Annotated in this window: 15 protein-coding genes; 7 read left to right on the top strand and 8 right to left on the bottom strand. The window is 63.9% G+C overall.

The window, feature by feature from the left end:
- Positions 1 to 162: 162 nt before the first annotated feature.
- From ACODSD_RS02500 to ACODSD_RS02485, 4 genes are all read left to right on the top strand, one after another.
- Positions 163 to 1599 carry a tail fiber protein gene (locus ACODSD_RS02500; RefSeq protein ID WP_488876721.1) on the top strand — a complete coding sequence of 479 codons (1437 nt, stop codon included), beginning with the start codon at positions 163 to 165 and terminating at the stop codon, positions 1597 to 1599.
- 10 nt (positions 1600 to 1609) lie between these two features.
- Entirely contained in the window at positions 1610 to 2194 is a 585-nt protein-coding gene (locus ACODSD_RS02495; protein WP_488876720.1) for a tail fiber assembly protein, read from the top strand.
- Between the two features lie 241 nt (positions 2195 to 2435).
- A complete protein-coding gene (locus ACODSD_RS02490; RefSeq protein ID WP_488876719.1) occupies positions 2436 to 3503 on the top strand; it encodes a phage tail protein in 1068 nt (355 codons plus the stop codon).
- Between the two features lie 10 nt (positions 3504 to 3513).
- A complete protein-coding gene (locus tag ACODSD_RS02485) occupies positions 3514 to 4098 on the top strand; it encodes a tail fiber assembly protein (protein WP_488876718.1) in 585 nt (194 codons plus the stop codon).
- Between the two features lie 209 nt (positions 4099 to 4307).
- Here the strand turns inward: ACODSD_RS02485 and ACODSD_RS02480 are convergent, their stop codons facing one another.
- From ACODSD_RS02480 to ACODSD_RS02470, 3 genes are all read right to left on the bottom strand, one after another.
- The gene (locus ACODSD_RS02480) at positions 4308 to 4955 is read right to left on the bottom strand and encodes an alanyl-tRNA editing protein (protein ID WP_253314991.1); all 648 of its coding nucleotides are present in this window, start codon (positions 4953 to 4955) and stop codon (positions 4308 to 4310) included.
- Entirely contained in the window at positions 4952 to 5404 is a 453-nt protein-coding gene (locus ACODSD_RS02475; protein ID WP_107801239.1) for a GNAT family N-acetyltransferase, read from the bottom strand. The genes ACODSD_RS02480 and ACODSD_RS02475 overlap by 4 nt, the downstream gene beginning before the upstream one ends.
- 245 nt (positions 5405 to 5649) lie before the next feature.
- Complete coding sequence (locus ACODSD_RS02470; protein ID WP_488876717.1) at positions 5650 to 7134, bottom strand: C69 family dipeptidase; 1485 nt, start codon at positions 7132 to 7134, stop codon at positions 5650 to 5652.
- 451 nt (positions 7135 to 7585) lie between these two features.
- Here ACODSD_RS02470 and ACODSD_RS02465 point away from each other — a divergent pair, with 451 nt between their 5' ends.
- Together ACODSD_RS02465 and ACODSD_RS02460 are read left to right on the top strand one after the other, a co-directional pair.
- Positions 7586 to 7885: a superinfection immunity protein gene (locus ACODSD_RS02465; RefSeq protein ID WP_107801237.1), complete on the top strand. Its 300-nt coding sequence runs from the start codon at positions 7586 to 7588 to the stop codon at positions 7883 to 7885.
- A gap of 340 nt (positions 7886 to 8225) precedes the next feature.
- Positions 8226 to 9419, top strand: a complete 1194-nt coding sequence (locus ACODSD_RS02460) for an amino acid aminotransferase (RefSeq protein ID WP_488876716.1) — start codon at positions 8226 to 8228, stop codon at positions 9417 to 9419.
- Between the two features lie 421 nt (positions 9420 to 9840).
- Here ACODSD_RS02460 and ACODSD_RS02455 read toward each other — a convergent pair whose 3' ends face one another.
- On the bottom strand, positions 9841 to 10668 hold the full coding sequence (locus ACODSD_RS02455) for a LysR family transcriptional regulator (RefSeq protein WP_488876715.1): 828 nt from the start codon (positions 10666 to 10668) through the stop codon (positions 9841 to 9843).
- Between the two features lie 115 nt (positions 10669 to 10783).
- Here ACODSD_RS02455 and ACODSD_RS02450 point away from each other — a divergent pair, with 115 nt between their 5' ends.
- Positions 10784 to 11506, top strand: a complete 723-nt coding sequence (locus ACODSD_RS02450) for an SDR family oxidoreductase (RefSeq protein ID WP_488876714.1) — start codon at positions 10784 to 10786, stop codon at positions 11504 to 11506.
- A gap of 46 nt (positions 11507 to 11552) precedes the next feature.
- Here ACODSD_RS02450 and ACODSD_RS02445 read toward each other — a convergent pair whose 3' ends face one another.
- The 4 genes from ACODSD_RS02445 to ACODSD_RS02430 form a co-directional block, all read right to left on the bottom strand.
- Positions 11553 to 12317: a DeoR/GlpR family DNA-binding transcription regulator gene (locus tag ACODSD_RS02445; protein ID WP_107801233.1), complete on the bottom strand. Its 765-nt coding sequence runs from the start codon at positions 12315 to 12317 to the stop codon at positions 11553 to 11555.
- 58 nt (positions 12318 to 12375) lie between these two features.
- Entirely contained in the window at positions 12376 to 13470 is a 1095-nt protein-coding gene (locus tag ACODSD_RS02440; protein WP_488876713.1) for an NAD(P)/FAD-dependent oxidoreductase, read from the bottom strand.
- A gap of 79 nt (positions 13471 to 13549) precedes the next feature.
- On the bottom strand, positions 13550 to 15574 hold the full coding sequence (betT, locus tag ACODSD_RS02435) for a choline BCCT transporter BetT (protein ID WP_235085715.1): 2025 nt from the start codon (positions 15572 to 15574) through the stop codon (positions 13550 to 13552).
- A gap of 150 nt (positions 15575 to 15724) precedes the next feature.
- A complete protein-coding gene (locus ACODSD_RS02430) occupies positions 15725 to 17113 on the bottom strand; it encodes an aminopeptidase P family protein (protein ID WP_253314985.1) in 1389 nt (462 codons plus the stop codon).
- Positions 17114 to 17121: the final 8 nt, after the last annotated feature.

The following is a 17121-nucleotide window of genomic DNA, read 5'->3' as shown; positions in this document are numbered from 1 at the left end:
ATCCGTCCGCTGCTGACGCGCGTCGCTCCCCGGCACAATGAGGGCATTAATTCACTAGCGAAGCGGGTCAACTGGCGGTTTGACGACGGCTGAAGTGGTCCGCGCCCCTGCCTATGTCGCCGGCCCGGCTCATAGGCAGACTCACTAAGGAGCGAGAGCGCGATGCAAAACACCTTGAAGCCGATCAACAGTCCGGACGGCCTGTTTCATGACGGCAACCCCACTACCGGCGAGCTGGGCACTATTGTCAGCGCTGATTGGCTGAACAGCTTGCAGCAGGCGACAGCCGCCACGCAGGACGAGTTGATTGCCTTGATCAAGGACAGCGGCCAGGCATTGGACGCCAACCGCAAGGATCAATTACTGCAGGCGGTGAAGAAACTGGCCTGGGGCGGTAATAGCAAGCCGACTACCTTGGCGGGTTACGGGATTACCGATGGCGCGACCACGAGTCAAGTTAGAGCTGCGGCGCCGGCGGGGGAGGTTGCGTACTTTGCCATGCCGGTAGCGCCCGAGGGCTGGTTGCGGGCCAACGGTACCCAGGTTTTACAGAGTACTTATCCAGAGCTTTTCAATGCCATTGGGCATCGTTTCGCCCCAATCAAGGGCGAGGTGCAAGCAATGTTGCGTCTGGACGAGGCTGAGAAGTTGGCGGATTGCGCCTGGGGGTCTGCGGTATCAACGTTTGGCGGAGCAGGGATGTCGACAGAGCAGGCCAAGTTTGGGACGCAAAGCCTGAAGACAATGGAAAACGGCGGTTACGCCAGCATGCCGTTGGCGGAGGCGTTTAATCCCAATGAGTTCACCATTGAAGGATGGCATTTCCCAAATTTCACCGGCACCGGCAATAGCAACGGTTATCAGGTGGCATGGATTACCTCCATGAATCAATCCAAGACCTGGGGGGAAATAACGCTTGGCTTTGATAAGGCGAGCAAGGCCCCGGTAATATGGCTGGCTGGTGTTGAACCTGGGTTTATTGTCGAGGCTTCCGCTGGGACTCCAGGCATATTTGCCACTGCGCGTTGGTATCACATCGCTTTTTGCTATGACGGACAAAGTTATCGCCTATATGTTGATGGCGTTTTGACCTGGAGCTTATCCAGCACGCGGCGGGTGTTCATCGCGGATAACACCCTATTGTTTGGCGTGGACGGCTGCGCTCCCGGACTATCCGGTTCTTCTTCCGGCTATTACCAGGACTGGAAAGTCAGCAAAAAAAATCTTTACGCATCGGCATTCTCGCCGCCTAGTGCTCCTGCGGTATATAGAACGGAAACCAATTCCGGAAAGTTCTATTTGCCGAACTTAAATGGCCAATTCTTACGAGGGTGGAGCGATGAACGTGGTGTTGATGGCGGGCGCTCATTTGGGGGGGCGCAATTAGGTAGTGTAGAAGCCCATAGACACCCTAGTCTGGAATGGAATGGGATGGGCTTTTTGGTGAATGAAGCAGGCCAAGGTGACTTAATTCAAGGGACCCATTTCACTGGGTATAGCCCGACTAAATATGCCGGTAGAGTTGACGTAACCGGTGTGACGGGAGGATCTGAAACCCGCCCCCGCAACGTCGCCCTGCTCGCCTGCATCAAATACTAAGGAGACCGCCATGCAAGAACGCACACAGAAAACTGTCTACGCCTACCATCCGAAAACCGGCGAGTATTTGGGCACCACCATGGCGGACCTGTCGCCGCTGGACGTTGAAGAAACCTGGTTGATTCCGGCCAATGCCACCGAGCAGCAACCGCCGCAGGCAGGGGACAAGCAAGCGGCGGTCTACCGCGACGGCGGCTGGCTGCTGGTGGTGGATTTTCGCGCGCTCAAGCTGTGGAGCAAGGCCAGCGCGCAGCCGGTGACGGCGCAAATCGGCGACACGCCGGACAGCTTGCAGGCCACCGAGCTGGAACCGCCGTCTTTCGCGGTGTGGAACAAGAAAGCCTGGAAAGTGGATACCGATGCGCAGCGCGCGGCGCTGACGGCGCAGGCGCAGCAGGATTTGCAGCAGCGTTTGGCGATTGCCTATGCTCAGCGCCGGCCTTTGGAGGACGCGCAGGAGCTGGGGCTGGCGACGACGCAGGAACAAGGTCTGCTGACGGCGTGGAAGCGTTACTGCGTTGAGCTGTCGCGGCTGCCGCTGCAGACCGCGTGGCCGCAGCTGGACAAAGCGGACTGGCCTGCGGCGCCGGTCTAAAAACTGAGCGTTAAGTGTCTGCAAAACGGTGGCTTTGGCCGCCGTTTTGCTTTGTGGCTGCGCTCCAAACTACTGACATCCGTCCACTGCTGACGCGCGTCGCTTCCCGGCAAAATCACTGTATTGATTCACTAGCGAAGCAGGTCAGCGGGTGGTTTACGGACCACTCGCCCGGCCCGGAGTCCGCACCAGGCCGCCAGCCCGGCCAGCGGGCCAACCCTGTAAATGGAGCGAGAGCGCGATGCAAAACACCATGAAGCCGATCAACAGCCCGGACGGCCTGTTCCACGACGGCAACCCCTACACCGGCGAACTGGGCACGGTGGTGACCTCGGAGTGGTTGAACAATGTCCAGTCCGCGGCCCAATCCAGCCAGGACGAGCTGTTGACGGTGATACGCGACAGCGGCCAGAGCGCTGATCCGGCGCGCAAGGACCAGTTACTGCAGGCGCTGAAGAAGCTGACCTGGGGCGGCAATAGCAAGCCGACCACGCTGGCCGGCTACGGCATCACCGATGCTTTGCCGCTGAGCGGCGGCAAGATGAATGGCCGGGTGGATTTTCAGCCCAATTCTCGTTTCCTGGCTGAGGGCGGCAAGGAAGGCGGCCAGCTGCAATTGCAAGCGCCGCAAAGCGACAGCAAGCTCAGCGACGTCAATATCGATGTCTGGGGCAACCAGTTCCGCGTGTTCAACAACGATGGCGTCAAGTCTCGTGGTTTTTACGTGGACCTGACCCAGTGCGAGGACGGCCCTATCACCAATCTGCTGACCATGTCCGGCGCGCCGGGCCTGGTAGGGCATTTCGCGATGCCTTATACGCCGCCTGGCTGGTTGAAGTGCGACGGCTCGCCGGCCAGCCGTAGTACTTATCCGGCCTTGTTTGCCGCGATTGGGACAACGTATGGCGCGGGGGATGGCTCGACGACGTTCAATCTGCCTGATTTGCGCGGGGAATTTATTCGAGGCTGGTCGTGTGGTGGCAAGGTTGATGCGGGGCGTGCGTTTGCGTCTAGGCAAATGGGTTCATTGATACCTTATCAAGGCTATATCGATACGGCGCGCAGCGGCGCATGGCAAAGCAGTTACAACGATAGGTTGGGATGGGTAGAGAGTTTGTTTGACGATGGTTTTGAGAGTAACCATGTCGATGGTACCTCCGTGGGGAATTACGATGTCACTCCGGTCCCGAACTGGCAAGGTCAACTCCTTGGAGGAACATTGACGCAAGCTGCCGCCGGAGCGACAACCAATCTCTTGAAAGGCACCCGCCCCCGCAACATCGCCCTTCTCGCCTGCATCAAATACTAAGGAAACCGCCATGCAAGAACGCAAACAGAAAACCGTCTACGCCTACCATCCGGAATCCGGCGAGTATCTGGGCACCACTACGGCGGATCTATCGCCGCTGGATGTTGAGGAAACTTGGTTGATTCCGGCCAATGCCACCGAGCAGCAACCGCCGCAGGCGGGGGACAGGCAAGCGGCGGTCTACCGCGACGGCTGCTGGCTGCTGGTGGTGGATTTTCGCGCGCTCAAGCTGTGGAGCAAGGCCAGCGCGCAGCCGGTGACGGCGCAAATCGGCGATACGCCGGACAGCTTGCAGGCCACCGAGCTGGAGCCGCCGCCCTTTGCGGTGTGGAACAAGAAAGCCTGGAAAGTGGACGCCGATGCGCAGCGCGCGGCGCTGACGGCGCAGGCGCAGCAGGAGTTGCAGCAGCGTTTGGCGATTGCCTATGCTCAGCGCCGGCCTTTGGAGGATGCGCAGGAACTGGGGCTGGCGACGACGCAGGAGCAGGGCTTGTTGACGGCGTGGAAGCGTTACTGTGTCGAGTTGTCGCGCCTGCCGCAGCAGATCGCGTGGCCGCAGTTGGCCGAGGTGGACTGGCCGAAGCAGCCTGCCTGAGCGTTTGCAGATTGCCGTTTCACGTGAAACCACCCGCGCCGGGCATGCCCGCGCGGGTTTTTCTTAAAGCCTGTTCAAAGTCTCGCGGGCAAGAGCGAGACAAGGCGAAAACGGCTGAGAAAGCGGAATGTACACGTGCTACATGAGCATTTCGAAGGTGTACTCATCGCGCCGCTACTCACGTAGCGCAGCAGACATTGAACAGGCTCTTATGGCCGCGCCAGCGTGATCTCCACCCTCTCTTTGCCCTGGCCCACGTTCTTGCGTTTGAGCTTCAGTTCGCCCACTTCGCCGCTGCGGCGCAAATGGGTGCCGCCGCAGGGTACGCGGTAGAGGCCGGGCAGTTCCCAGTAGCGGCGCTGGTTTGCTTCGTCGGAATAGGCGCTGACGATGGCGAGATCGGCGTCTATCAGCGCCTGCACTTTGGCGGCGATGGCGGGCAATAGCGGGGTGATGGGCCGGGCCAGCGCAAAATCGATGCGCGCCTTGTCCTCCGCGATGTGGGCGCCTATCTTTGCCGCGTCGGGCAGCTCGCGGCAAATGGTTTCCAGCACCAGCTCCGCGGCGAAGTGCAGCCGCATCAGCCGGTAGCGGCGCGGCCAGTCTATCGCCACCGTCACCGCGTCGCCGGCGCCAAGGCCGTGATCGTCCGCCAGGGTGTAGGCGATGTCCTGGTCCTGTTTTTCCGCGCGCAGCACCGGACGGCCGCCTATGCTTCCGCTGTCGCTTTCCTGGCCGCCGGAGAAGGCGTAGAAGAGGGTGGCGTCCAGCCAGACCCGCGAGCCGTCCACGTGCGCCACCGTGGTGTGCAGCTCGGTCTGGTAGGGGTCGACCCAGAACTGTTTGCGCACGCTCATGCCGCGCTTCCGGGATTCGCGGCCAGCCGCTGGTAGATGTCGGCGTCTCTTTTTTCCATCATCCATTCCGGCCGGGACAGCGGGCTGAAGCCGAACTGCGCGTACAGGCCGTGAGCGTCGGCGGTGGCCAGCAGCATGCGGCGCAGGTTCTGCAGGCCGGGATGGCTGTCGATCGCCGCCATCAATTGCTTGGACACGCCTTGGCCGCGCCAGGCTTCGACCACGAACACGTCGGCCAGATAGGCGAAGGTGGCGTAGTCGGTGATCACGCGGGCGAAGCCTATCTGCTCGCCGTCGGCGGCGTAGGCGCCGAAGCACAGCGAATGGTCGAGCGAGCGCTCGAAGATGTCGCGCGGCAGTTGGCGCGCCCAGTAGGATTGCTCCGACAGGTAGCGGTAGACGCGTTCGCGGTCCAGCCGCGCGGGATCGGTGTCGATGTGGAGGGTCATGGCGCAGCCAGCCGGGCAATGGGGATGCCATCAAAGATAACACGCCCGGACTGGCGGGAGCGGCCGGGCTTGCCGGCGCCGCTCCTGGCTGCTAGCCGCTTAGAACCTGTTTACGATCTGCTGCGTGGCGTGAAGCGTTGCACGGTGAGTACCCGCTCAAAATGCTCATGTACCACCTGTATATTCCGCTGTTTCGCTCGTTTCCGCCTTGTTTCGCCTTAGCTCGCGAGATCGTAAACACGTTCTTATAGGTTTTTGATTTTTTCCAGCTCCTCCGGGCTGTATTTCTTCTCGCTGGCCTTGGTCAGGTCGGTCAGCAGGCCGGCGTGCACGTCGCGCGCCGATTGCACCGCGCTCAGCATATTGCCGCCGCTCCACTGGCCGGCAAAGCCTACCGCGGTTTGCGGCTGACTGGCGTAGAGGCTGGTCAGCATGGCGTCCACCGCCGGCTGCTGGCTTTGGAACTGCCGCTCCAGCCGCGCCTGCCATTGCGCCAGCACCGGCAGATACTTGTCCGGCTTGGTCTGGGCCAGCGTGGCGTTGGCGCGGAAGGCCCAGTAGGCGGAGCCGCTCTCGTAATTGGCCGCGCCGGCGCGCAGCGGCGCGGGGATGTCCTTCATCGCGTTCTCGTACATCGGCACCAGCACCGCGCCGGCCGGGCTGCCGAAGGATTGCCAGGTCAGCGCCGCCAACTCCTTGGGCTGGCCGGCGCGCAGCTGGATGACGTGGGTTTCTATGGTGCGGTCCACGCCCATCGGCCGGTCCGCGTCCTTCTGTTTGGCCAGCGCGGTGCCGTGGAAGGTGGCGCGCAGCACCTTGGCCACGTCGGCCACCGCGATCTTGTGCTCCGGCTTCAGCGTCAGCGGGTATTGCGTCTGCCGCGTGGCCTGGCGCAGCGCCGGGTTCAGCAGATGCTGGCCCAGCCATTCGCGGTCCACATTGTATTTGTCGCCGGTGACGCCGAAGGCCTGGGCGAAGTTGAAGCGCTTGGCGTCCACCTTGGCCAGCAGCTGGTGTTTGGCGGTGAACTCGGCCAGGCCGGGGCTGGCGATCACATTGGCGCGGTCGGCGAGGTCGATGTCGTGCAGGCGCAGGCCGTTGGCCACCATCAAATAGCTGTCCTGCGGCACGCGATAGGCCAGCCAGTGGTGGCCGGAGCCGATTTCCATATACCAGGCTTCGTTCGGATCGGCGATCAGCACGCCATTGCCTTCGCCGGCGCCGTATTGGTTGATATAGCGGCCCAGCAGTTCCACGCCTTCGCGCGCGGTCTTGGCCTGCGGCAGGATCAGCGAGGGGATCACCGCCTCCACCACGCCGCTGTCCAGCAGCGGGTCCGCTTTCTTGGCGCGGGCGTTGATCTCCGCGCTATTGGTGGCGGACACCGCCACATTGAATTCATTGACGCCGCGTTCCTCGTACAGGCCGTCGCCGCCGGCGCTGTCGCCGTTCCAGTCCATCAGGCCGCTATAGCGGTAGAACTGTGCCGGCGCCGGCACTTTCAGGCCGTTCTTGAAGCTCAGCGTCTCATCCTTGGCCGCCGCGCGCGCCGGATGCAGCACCAGGCGCTTGTTCCAGTTATTGATGTAATAATCTTCGTTGCGGGCGATGATGATGGAGCCATCGGCGGAGGCCTGTTTGCCGACGATCAGCGATGAGCAGGCGTCGGCGAGCGGGGCGGCCAGCGCAAGGGCGGTGGCCAGGGCAAGCAGGGTAGGGCGCGGCGTCATGATGCATTCCTCTTCTCTGAGAGCATGTTTACGATCTAGCGAGCTAAGGCGAGACAAGGCGAAAACGGCTGAGAAAGCGCAGTGTACAAACGGTACATGAGCATTTCGAAGCGGTATTCACCGTGTGACGTCTCACGACGCGCAGCAGATCGTAAACAGGTTCTGAGCAGTCAGTCGCGGTGCGAGACGGCTCATGGTGGCCGCGCGCTAAGCGTGCGGCGGTTTGGCGGTGAGGGCAAGTGGATTGTAGGCAGATGGTTCGCATTAGTTGAAATGGGAATCCCATGCTTGCCTGATGCATATCAATCTTGCGCTGTTTGGTAAAAATGTGGCGCAAACTGTCTGATTTATGCAATTGCTTTTGCCATATTGGCGCAAGCCTGATTAAGCTTGGCATTTCATTGTGGCGGCGGCTGATGGCGCCGTCGCGGCGAGAACGGATTAGGAAGATATGAAGATTTTGACGATGGCGCGCAAGCTGTTCTTCACGGTGCTGGCGGCGGCGCTGGCCTTGTGGGCTTACGGCGCTTACAGCGGCGAGCCGCAGTGGCAGCAATGGGCGATGTATCTGGGCAATGCGCTGGCCTTGGGCGGCGCCTACCTGGTGCCGACCTTGACCGCCGCCTTGGTGGGCAGCCCGCGGCTGAAGCTGGTGGCGGCGCTGAATGTGCTGGGCGGCTGGCTGATCCTGCCGTGGATCGCGGCGATGATGCTGGCGCTGAAGCGCGACGATCTGGCGTCCGGGTCCTGAATCCGTCTGGCACAATACTCTATCTTTACCGCCCCGTCAGAGGGCGGCGTAAGAAGCTGTTTACGATCTGTTGCGCGTCGTGAGACATGGCACGGCGAGTACCGTCTCGAAATGCTTATGTACCACTCGTACATTCCGCTTTCCCAGCGGTTTTCGCCTGGTCTCGCCTGAGCTCGCGAGATCGTAAACACGTTCTAAGAGCGGCTAACAAATATGGGTTTCACGCCTGAGGCATGGCGCGCCGTTGAGTACGGCAAGTCGGCGCAACGCAGCATCAGGGGTTTGTTAGCCGTTCTAAACGGCTGCACGAGGCGATACCACACTACTCAAGGAGAAACACATGTTTCAGCACGTCGACGCCTACGCCGGCGATCCCATCCTGTCGCTGGTCGACGCCTTCGGCAAGGATGCGCGCGGCGACAAGGTCAACCTCAGCATCGGCCTGTATTACGACGAGCAGGGCCGCATTCCGCGCCTGAACGCGGTGCAGCAGGCTGAGGCCAAGCTGGCGGCCCAGCCGGCCCAGCCTTGCACTTATCTGCCGATGGACGGCCTGCCGGCCTACCGCAAGGCGGTGCAGGAGCTGTTGTTCGGCGAGGGACACCCGGCGCTGGCCGCCGGCCGCGTCGCCACCATCCAGACCCTGGGCGGCTCCGGCGCGCTGAAAGTGGGCGCGGACTTCCTCAAGCGCTATTTCCCCGACGCCCAGGTGTGGGTCAGCGATCCGACCTGGGACAACCACGTGGCCATCTTCGAAGGCGCCGGCATCGCGGTCAATCGCTACCCCTATTTCGATCCGCAAACCCGCGGCGTGGACTTCGCGGCGATGCTGGACACGCTGGAAACCCTGCCCGCCGGCAGCATCCTGCTGCTGCATCCGTGTTGCCACAACCCCACCGGCTCGGATCTGGACAATGCGCAGTGGGATCAGGTGGTGGCGCTGGCCAAGCGCAAGCAGCTGATTCCCTTCATGGACATCGCCTACCAGGGTTTCGGCGCCGGCTTGGAAGAGGACGCCTACGCCATCCGCGCGATGGCCGACGCCGGCGTGTCCTTCCTGGTCAGCAACTCCTTCTCCAAGATCTTCTCGCTGTACGGCGAGCGCTGCGGCGGCCTGTCGGTGGTATGCCCGAGCCAGGCCGAGGCGGAGCTGGTGTTGGGCCAGCTCAAGGCCACGGTGCGCCGCAACTACTCCAACCCACCCACCACCGGCGCGCGTCTGATCGCCACCGTGCTGGGCGACACCGAGCTGAAAGCGCTGTGGGTGTCCGAGGTGAACGAGATGCGCGGCCGCATCCTGGAGATGCGCGGCATTCTGGTGGAAGTGTTGAAGCAGGCGCTGCCGGAGCAGGACTTCGCCTATCTGGTCCATCAGCGCGGCATGTTCAGCTACACCGGCTTCAGCCAGGCTCAGGTGGACGCCCTACGCGAGCGTTTCGGCGTCTATCTGGTGGGCACCGGTCGCATGTGCGTGGCCGGCTTGACCCGCGCCAATGCGCCTTATGTGGCCAAGGCTTTCGCCGCGGTGCAGTAAGAACCTGTTTACGATCTGCTGCGCGTTGTGAAATGTGACACGGTGAGTACCGCTTCGAAATGCTCATGTACCCTCTGTACATTCCGCTTTCTCAGCTGTTTTCGCCTTGTCTCGCTCTAGCTCGCGAGATCGTAAACAGGTTCTAAAAACCTGTTCAAAGCCTGCTGCGCGTCGGCGATACGGCGTTGAAAACGGCATTCAGAATGCTCATGTACCACACGTACATTCCGCTTCTTCAGCCGTTTTCGCCTCGTCTCGCCTTAGCTCGCGAGACTTTGAACAGGTTCTAAGACCAAGCGCGGCTGACAAAACCGCTGATGCCGTGCTGCGCCGGCTTGCCGTACTCAAGGCACTGCCTACGTCGGCGCGTCTTGCCTCTGCCGTAAAACTGAGTTTTGTCAGCCGCTGTTAAAACAGGTCCTCAGCCGCCGGCCAGGCCTTGTTTCAAACGGGCCAGCGCCGGCTTGGCCAAAGCGTCCGGCGCGTAGCACAGGCCGACGCGGCGGCTGAGCGCCGCCTGATCCAGCCGGCAGCTCCACAGGCCGGGCTGGTCCAGGGCCAGCCCCTGCGGGACGAAGGCGACGCCGGCGCCGGCCGCGGCCAGCGTCGCCGCCTGTTGCAGGGTGGCGCAGCGCGCCGCCACCGCCAGTTCCCGCGCCGCCTCGCCCAACAGGCTGGCGAAGCGCTGGTGCGATGGATGGTCCGGGCAGGCGATCAGGTCCTGGCCCAGCAGTTGTCCCGGCCGCAGCAGCGGCTGTCCCGCCAGCGGCGCGTCGGCGCGCATCGCCAGCACATAATCCTCTTCCCACAGCGGCAGGAACAGCTCGTCCTCGCAACGATTGGCCTCCTCGTCCAGCCGCGCGTCGCCGGCGCAGCCCGCCGCCAGTTCCAGCAGCAAGCCGTCCACCGCGCGGTAGGCCGCCGCCAACACGCGCGCCACATCGGCCTGGCCCAGGTCCGCCGCCACCCCCAGCGTCAGCGGCAGGCAGTCCTGCCGGCCGCGAAACAGCTGTGTCAGGCTGTCGGCTTCTTCCACCAGCCGCCGCGCCGCCGGGTATAACAGCCGGGCGGCGTCGGTCACTTCCACCCCGCGCGGCTGACGCTGGAACAGCGCGGCCCCCAGCTGTTCTTCCAGTTGCCGGATGGTGGCGGACAGCGCAGGCTGGCTCAGGTAGAGACGCGTCGAGGCCTGGGTGATGTTGCGCTCTTCGAATACGGCGATGAAGGCTTTGAGCGAGCGAATATCCATAAATTAAACCGATGGCAGCAAGTGGAATAAACGATTTTTCGTGGAATCGTCAGCGAATTATAGTGCTGCTCAAGGATTTGATATCAGTTATTTCTATTGCTAAAGGAGAAGTTCCATGAGTAAGGCTCTCATTGTCATCACCGGCGCCAGCTCCGGCATCGGCGCCGCCACCGCCCGTTTGTTGTCGCAACAAGGCCATCCGCTCTTGCTATTGGCGCGTCGGGTGGAGCGGCTGGAAGCGCTGGCCTTGCCCAATACCTTGTGCCGCGCGGTGGACGTGACCGACCGCGCCCAGCTGGCCGCCGCGGTGGCGGAGGCGGAGGGCCGCTTCGGGCCGGTGGACGCCATCGTCAACAACGCCGGCGTGATGTTGCTGGGACAGATGGCCGAGCAGGCGCCGGAAGAGTGGAAAACCATGTTCGACGTCAATGTGCACGGCCTGCTCAACGGCATCCACGCGGTGCTGGGCGGCATGGTGGAGCGCAAGCGCGGCACGGTGATCAATATCAGCTCGGTGGCCGGGCGCAAGACCTTCCCCAACCATGTGGCCTATTGCGGCACCAAGTTCGCGGTGCACGCGATGTCTGAGAATCTGCGCGAGGAAGTGGCGGACCACGGCGTGCGGGTGGTGACGATAGCGCCGGGCGCGGTGGACACCGAGTTGCTGTCGCATACCAGCAGCGAGACGATCAAGGCCGGTTACGAAGCCTGGAAACAGGAGATGGGCGGCGTGTTGGCGGCGGAAGACGTGGCCAGCGCCATCGTCTACGCCTATCAGCAGCCGCAGAATGTGTGCATTCGCGAGATCGTGCTGGCGGCGACGCGGCAGCAGCCCTGAGACGCGGCGCAAGGCGGACGGACCTTGAGCGGGCTCCGAGGCCGGCTCAGTCCGCCACGTACAATTGGGTATCCGCCTCCCGCATCAGCTCGACGACGGCGGGCGGCGGCGGCTGGTCGGTGAACAGCGCGTCTATCTGCGACAGATGGCCCAGCTCCACCAGCGCCGGGCGGTCGAACTTGCTGTGGTCGGCGGCCAGGAAGACATGGCGGGATTGCTGGATGATGGCCTCGGCGCTGCGCACCTCGCGGTAGTCGTAATCGCGCAGCGTGCCGTCCAGCTCGATGCTGGAAATGCCGATGATGCCGTAATCGACGCGGAACTGGCGGATCAGCTGCACCGTGGCCTCGCCGGTGATGCCGCGGTCGCGTTTGCGCAGCATGCCGCCCAGCACGATGACTTCGCAGTCCGGGTAGTCGCACATGGTGTCCGCCACGTGCAGATTATTGGTGATCACCCGCAGGCCGCGGTGCTGGTGCAGCGCCTTGGCCACTTCCTCGGTGGTGGTGCCCAGATTGATAAACAGCGAAGCGTTGTCCGGGATGTGGCGGGCCAGGCATTCGGCGATGCGGCGCTTTTCGTCTATGCACAGTACCTGCCGCGCCTGGTAGGCGACGTTCTCCACGCTGGACAGCACGCTGGCGCCGCCGTGATAGCGTTGCAGCAACTGATGCTCGGCCAGCAGCGCGATGTCGCGGCGTATGGTCTGCCGGGTGACGGAAAAATGTTCGGCCAGCTTTTCCACGCTGACGTAGCTGTCGCGTTTGACCATGGCCAGCAATTCCTGCTGGCGTTGATTCAGAATGAGCATAGACTGCGAGGCGGCGGGTTGGGACGGTTCGATTGTAAGCGGACAACTCGTCCCGGCGCTATGCCGTCAGCGTCGCCGCCGCGTATTCGGCCAGCGCCAGGCTGGCGGTGAGGCCGGGGGATTCGATGCCGTAGAGTTGGAGCAGGCCGGGCACGCCGTGCTGCGCCGGGCCCTGGATCAGAAAGTCCGCGTCCGGCGCGCCGGGTCCGGCGATCTTGGGGCGGATGCCGGCGTAGGCCGGCGCCAGCGTCTGTTCCGGCAGCGTCGGCCACCAGCGGCGGACGCCGGCGTAGAAGCGCTCCGCGCGCGCCGGGTCCACTTGGTAGTCGATGGCGTCCACCCATTCCAGGTCCGGGCCGAAGCGCGCCTGGCCGGCCAGGTCCAGCGTCAGATGCGTGCCCAGGCCGCCGGCCTCGGGCAGCGGGTAGATCAGGCGCTGGAACGGCGAGCGGCCTTGCAGCGCGAAATAGACGCCGCGCGCGTAATAGGGCGTGGGAATGGTTTCACGTGGAACGCCGGCAATGCTGGCCGCCGCCCGCGGCGCCCACGCGCCGGCGGCGTTGACCGTCAGTTCTGCGCGTAGCCGCATGCCGGCGATGTTCAGCTCCAAACCGTCGCCGCTCACGCGGCCGTCTTGCAGCGGGGAGTTCAAGGCCAACGTCGCGCCGTGGGCCTCGGCGTCGGCCAGCAGGGCCAGTATCAGGCCGTGGCTGTCTATTATGCCGGTGGACGGCGACAACAGCGCGGCGCGGGCCTGCAAGGCCGGCTCCAGCGCCTGAAGCTGTTCCGCATCCAGCCAGCGCAGATCATCGACGCCGTTGGCGGCGGCGCGCTGTTGCAAGGCTTGCAGCCGCGGCAGTTCGGTCTCGTTTGCGGCGACGACGAGCTTGCCGCAGCGCCGGTGGGCAATCGCGCGCTGGGCGCAGTAGTCGTACAGCCGCTGGCGGCCGGCCACGCAGAGCCGCGCTTTCAGGCTGCCGGGCGGATAGTAGAGCCCGGCGTGGATCACTTCGCTGTTGCGGCTGGACGCATGCTGGCCGATGGCGCTTTCCGCTTCGACGATGAGGACTTCGCGGCCGGCCATCGCCAGCTGCCGCGCCACGGCCAGGCCGATCACGCCGGCGCCTATCACCACGCATTCCACGGTTTCCATCGCGCTTCCCATCATGCCGGATTGAATAGCGCATGGTGCGACGCCGCGGCGGCGGCGTCCAGCCCGGCGGCGCGGAGGTCTATGAGGCGGCGGACTGCGCTTGCCGGCTGAGGTGGAGGTAGTGCAGATGCCGTTCGTACTGATCCAGGATGTCGGCGATGATCTGTTCCTTGTGGTAGCCCCACAGGCTGTAGCCCTGGCTGCCGTCCTGCAAGTGCACTTCCAATCGGCAGTAATGGCCGGGCGCGGCGCGGATGGCGAAGGAGGGCGTGGCCGCCATGGCGGCCTGGATGCGGTAGCGGAAGGCGGCGTCGCCGTCGCCGGCGATGAGCAGGCCCAGCCGCGGCAGGCCGGTCTGCGGGTCTGTTTCCTGTTCCAGCCGCGCCTTGGCGCCGCGCTGGCGCAGCGCGGCGCAAACCTCGCGCAAGGCGGGGAGGCAGCTGTGTTCCAGCATGGTTCGGGTCTGGTCCGCGTCCGGATAGCTCATCGCCCGGCTCAGCCGTTGCTGCCAGTTCAGCCGCGGATCGGAGTGGGCGTAGGTGCGGCCGGACAGCGAGCCGGCCAGGCTGGCCTGGCGGCTGTCTTCGCGCATGCCTTCGCGCCGCAGCGCCTTGTACAAGCCGGCCATGATGAAGAACATCACGAAAGAGAAGGGCAAGCCCATGATGATGGTGGCGTTCTGCAGCGTGGGCACGCCGCCCACCATCAGCATGGACAGCGTCAGGATGCCGATGGCCAGCGACCAGAAAATGCGCAGCCACTTGGGCGCGTCGCTGGCCGGGTCTTTGAGGATGGAGGTGAAGTTGCCCAGCACCAGCGCGCCGGAGTCGGCCGAGGTGACGTAGAACAGCAGACCGGTGACGGTGGCGAGCAGAGCGCTGAAACCGGTCCACGGGTATTGCGCCAGCAGCGAATAGAACGCCCGTTCCGGCGTCTCCATCGCGGTCTTGCCGAAGCTCTGGTTGCCGGCCAGCACCAGGTCCAGCGCGCTGTTGCCGAAGATGGAAATCCAGATCAAGGTGAACACGAAGGGGATGACCAGGGTGCCGATGATGAATTGGCGCAGGGTGCGACCGCGCGAGATGCGCGCCAGGAACAGGCCGACGAAGGGCGCCCAGGCCACCCACCAGGCCCAGAAGAACAGGGTCCAGGCGTTCAGCCAGTCCACCGGGCGCTGGAAGGCGAAGGTGTTCAGGGTCATGCCGGCGAAGCCGTTCAGGTAGTCGCCCACGTTCAGCACCAGGCCGTTGAGCAGGAACACGGTATTGCCGCTGAACAGCACGAACAGAATCAGCAGGATGGCCAGCAGCACGTTCAATTCCGATAGCCGGCGGATGCCCTTGTCCACGCCGGAGACCACGGACAGGGTGGCCATCGCCACCGACAGCAGGATCAGCAAGGCCTGCGCCAGCACCCCTTCCGGAATGTCGAACATGAAGCGCAGGCCGTAGTTGAGCTGCACCACGCCTATGCCCAGCGAGGTGGCGATGCCGAAGATGGTGCCGAGCACGGCGGCGATGTCGACGCCGTGGCCGAGCGCGCCGTGGATGCGGCGGCCGAAGATGGGATAGAGGGCCGAGCGGATGCTGAGCGGCAATTGATGGCGATAGCTGAAATAGCCCAAGGCCATGCCCATCAACGCGTACATCGACCAACCGGTGATGCCGTAGTGGAACAGGGTCCAGGACATGGCCTGGCGCGCGGCGGCGTGGGTGCCGGGCGCGCCCTCGGGCGGAGCCAGCAGGTGGGTGACCGGTTCGGCCACCGAGAAAAACATCAGGTCGATGCCGATGCCGGCGGCGAACAGCATCGCGCCCCAGGTGAACAGGCTGTATTCAGGCCGCGAATGGGCCGGTCCCAGCTTGATGCTGCCAAAGCGGGAACAGGCGATGACCAGGACGAACAAGACATAGAGCGTGGCGGCCAGGAAGTAGTACCAGCCAAAGCCCTCGGTGATCCAGCCCAGCACCTGGGCCATGACGCGGGCGGCGGCGTCGGCGTCCAGCATCGCCCACAGCGCCAGCGCCAGAATGCAGCTGGACGAACCGAGGAACACCGTGCGGTTGAGGCGGTCTGTCGCCCCGGTTTCCGGTAATGCAGCCATGTAGGGGTCTCCCGATGCTGACGCAAGGAAAGACCGACACTAGCATCGGCCCGCGGCGGGGGCTGGTCAGAATGCGACGCGGGGGCGAGCGCAGGCGACCGGGCGTGAAAAAGCCGCCCATGGGCGGCTGGAAGGCGGGAGCGGCGGGTTTCAACCGGCCATCGCGGCTTCGACTTCTTCCACCGTCTTGGGAATCGGCGCGCCCAGCACGCGGCTGCCGTCGGCGGTGACCAGCACATTGTCTTCGATGCGGATGCCGCCGAAGTCCTGGTATTCGCGGAATTTGTCGTAGTCGATGTACTGGCTGTGGCGGCCTTCGGCGGCCCAGGCTTCGATCAGCGCCGGGATGAAGTACATGCCGGGCTCCACCGTCACCACCATGCCTTGTTTCAGCGGCTTGCCCAGACGCAGGTAGCCCAGGCCGAACAGCGGGCTGCGCTCGGTGTCCTCGCCGTAACCCACCAGGTCTTCGCCCAGGCCTTCCATATCGTGCACGTCCATGCCGATTTGATGGCCAAGGCCGTGCGGGAAGGCGATGGCGTAGGCGCCGGATTCAACGATATCGTTGGCGTCGCCCTGGAAGAAGCCCAGCGCGCTCATTCTTTCCACCATCAGCCGCGCGGACAGCTTGTGCACGTCCAGATAGCGCACGCCCGGCTTCATCGCCTCGATGGCGGCCAGCTGCATGTCCAGCACGATATTGTACAGTTCGCGCTGGCGCGGGCTGAACTTGCCGCCCACCGGGAAGGTGCGGGTGATGTCGCTGGCGTAGCCGCCGCCGGAGGTACAGCCGGTGTCGTTCAGCGCCAGGTCGCCGCTTTCCAGGCGGTTGTCGTGGTGATGGTTGTGCAGCACTTCGCCGCGGCGGGAGAAGATGGACGGATAGGCCAGCTGCCAGTCGCGTCGGCGCATGATGCCTTCCATCTCGCCCACCACTTCGTATTCCATCACGCCGGGTTTGGCGTGGCGCATCGCGGCGACGTGCATGTCGCGGGTCACCGCCAGCGCCGCTTCCATTTCGGCGATTTCTTCGTCGCCCTTGATTTCGCGCAGCGCCACCACGGCATGGGTCAGCGGCGCGGAGAAGCCGTCCTTGACCTTGGCCGGATGAACGTCCAGCAAGCGGCCCATTTCAATCAGGGTCTCGCCGCGGTACGGCGCCAGGTAATGGACGGCGCGGCCGGCGGCGCGCGCGGCGCTCAGCGCGGAGGCCAGTTCGGCGTAGCCGCGGCTGTGTGTCAGGCCGGCCAGCGCGGCGCGTTCGGCCAGGCTGGGCAGCGGGCCGGTCCAGACGATGTCGGCCACGTCCGGATCGTTGCCGAACAGAGTCGCTTCGCCGCTGTCGGCGTCGATGAGGCCGGCCAGGCCCGGTTCGTTCAGGCCGAAGAAATAACGGAAGCTGGAGTCCTGCACGAAGGGCAGGGTGTTGTCGTGATAGTTCATCGGCGAATCGACATTGCCGACAAACAGCAGCAGGCCGGACAGGCCGGCCGCTTGCAGACGGGCGCGGCGTTGCGCGTATACGGTGGCAGCGAACATGGTTTCCT

The sequence above is a fragment of the Chromobacterium sp. FG22 genome (genome assembly GCF_057809415.1).
The sequence above is the reverse complement of the archived record's forward strand: the minus strand, read 5'-3'. Positions and strand labels throughout refer to the sequence as shown.

What these genes read in the sequence shown, in the direction of transcription:
- ACODSD_RS02485 (WP_488876718.1), top strand. Translation starts at nt 3,514, where the DNA reads ATGCAAGAACGCAAACAGAAAACCGTCTACGCCTACCATCCGGAATCC.
- betT (WP_235085715.1), bottom strand. Translation starts at nt 15,574, where the DNA reads ATGGCTGCATTACCGGAAACCGGGGCGACAGACCGCCTCAACCGCACG.
- ACODSD_RS02445 (WP_107801233.1), bottom strand. Translation starts at nt 12,317, where the DNA reads ATGCTCATTCTGAATCAACGCCAGCAGGAATTGCTGGCCATGGTCAAA.
- ACODSD_RS02500 (WP_488876721.1), top strand. Translation starts at nt 163, where the DNA reads ATGCAAAACACCTTGAAGCCGATCAACAGTCCGGACGGCCTGTTTCAT.
- ACODSD_RS02480 (WP_253314991.1), bottom strand. Translation starts at nt 4,955, where the DNA reads ATGAGCGTGCGCAAACAGTTCTGGGTCGACCCCTACCAGACCGAGCTG.
- ACODSD_RS02455 (WP_488876715.1), bottom strand. Translation starts at nt 10,668, where the DNA reads ATGGATATTCGCTCGCTCAAAGCCTTCATCGCCGTATTCGAAGAGCGC.
- ACODSD_RS02465 (WP_107801237.1), top strand. Translation starts at nt 7,586, where the DNA reads ATGAAGATTTTGACGATGGCGCGCAAGCTGTTCTTCACGGTGCTGGCG.
- ACODSD_RS02440 (WP_488876713.1), bottom strand. Translation starts at nt 13,470, where the DNA reads ATGGAAACCGTGGAATGCGTGGTGATAGGCGCCGGCGTGATCGGCCTG.
- ACODSD_RS02495 (WP_488876720.1), top strand. Translation starts at nt 1,610, where the DNA reads ATGCAAGAACGCACACAGAAAACTGTCTACGCCTACCATCCGAAAACC.
- ACODSD_RS02430 (WP_253314985.1), bottom strand. Translation starts at nt 17,113, where the DNA reads ATGTTCGCTGCCACCGTATACGCGCAACGCCGCGCCCGTCTGCAAGCG.
- ACODSD_RS02450 (WP_488876714.1), top strand. Translation starts at nt 10,784, where the DNA reads ATGAGTAAGGCTCTCATTGTCATCACCGGCGCCAGCTCCGGCATCGGC.
- ACODSD_RS02475 (WP_107801239.1), bottom strand. Translation starts at nt 5,404, where the DNA reads ATGACCCTCCACATCGACACCGATCCCGCGCGGCTGGACCGCGAACGC.
- ACODSD_RS02460 (WP_488876716.1), top strand. Translation starts at nt 8,226, where the DNA reads ATGTTTCAGCACGTCGACGCCTACGCCGGCGATCCCATCCTGTCGCTG.
- ACODSD_RS02470 (WP_488876717.1), bottom strand. Translation starts at nt 7,134, where the DNA reads ATGACGCCGCGCCCTACCCTGCTTGCCCTGGCCACCGCCCTTGCGCTG.
- ACODSD_RS02490 (WP_488876719.1), top strand. Translation starts at nt 2,436, where the DNA reads ATGCAAAACACCATGAAGCCGATCAACAGCCCGGACGGCCTGTTCCAC.